Origin of the sequence: Ligilactobacillus acidipiscis DSM 15836, from assembly GCF_001435755.1 — a bacterium.
Classification (GTDB): Bacteria; Bacillota; Bacilli; order Lactobacillales; family Lactobacillaceae; genus Ligilactobacillus; species Ligilactobacillus acidipiscis.
The window spans coordinates 1-1,062 of sequence record NZ_AZFI01000299.1 but is presented as its reverse complement, the minus strand read 5'-3'; the positions used below and the strand labels follow the sequence as shown (position 1 = coordinate 1,062).

The 1,062-nt window shown below is 49.5% G+C and carries 1 protein-coding gene; it reads left to right on the top strand.

Annotated features, from left to right (window positions below; genetic code table 11):
- A partial coding sequence (locus FC65_RS10805; protein ID WP_056972749.1) for an IS30 family transposase occupies positions 1–1,006 on the top strand: 1,006 nt, incomplete at its 5' end.
- Positions 1,007–1,062 lie beyond the last annotated feature (56 nt).

Here is a 1,062-nt window from a genome sequence, read left to right as displayed (position 1 = left end):
TACCACGTCTAGAACTTACCAACAACTCCAACCATGCGAACGAGGCGAAATTATGGCCCTTCACAATGAAAATTGGCCCGCTAGTCAGATTGCCAAAAAGCTTCATCGCGACCGGAGTACTATCACGCGTGAACTCAATCGTGGCGCCACCCGTCAAATTGGCGCTAATCACAAGCCTTACCACGTTTACTACGCCGAGACGGCCCAAATACTTCACGGCGACCGCCGTGCCGCTTGTCATGCGGTTAGCTGGACAGATAAGGCGCCCAAGTTCTTCGATTACTTAACCAGCGAGCTCCATAAAAAGCCTCGGGAACAGAGCGTCGACACCTGCGTTCATAAGTACAAAATGGCTTGGCCAGATCGTCCTTGCCCGTCAACGCCGACTGTCTATCGCTACATCGATGCCGGGCTACTAGATGTGACGAATAGCGACCTGCCGATGAAGCTTCGCCGCCATGTGAGATCAGGTCACAAAACTCATCAACGTAAGAATAAACGGGCCCTAGGTAAATCCATTGAAGACCGTCCAGCTACCGCTAATGACCGGACTGAAATCGGTCACTGGGAAGGTGACCTGGTCAAGGGTAAACGGGTTGCCAGTGAACCAGCCCTGTTGACTTTGACGGAACGTGTTAGCCGTTATGAAATCATCCTCAAGATTGCGAATTATCACGCCGACACTTGTCGCCAAGCGGTTCAAGACGCGATTGATGATTACGGTCCAAAGCACTTTAAAACGCTAACGTTCGACAACGGTTCTGAGTTCGCCGACTTGTCCAAGGTACAAGGGACAACGGTCTATTTCGCACACCCATATTCACCTTGGGAACGAGGGACTAATGAGAATCAAAACCAGTTGATCAGGGAGTTCATCCCTAAGGGCAAGTCAATGAAATCCCTAACACTCTCGTTAATCCAAGCTATCCAAGATGCACTCAACCAACGACCACGTAAGATCCTAGGTTATAAGTCAGCGATGGATATCTTGCCAGACTTTGATTAACTAGGCCAATGCTTAAGGATAGGTCAGGTATGTTGCACTTGATTTGACAATTCGGG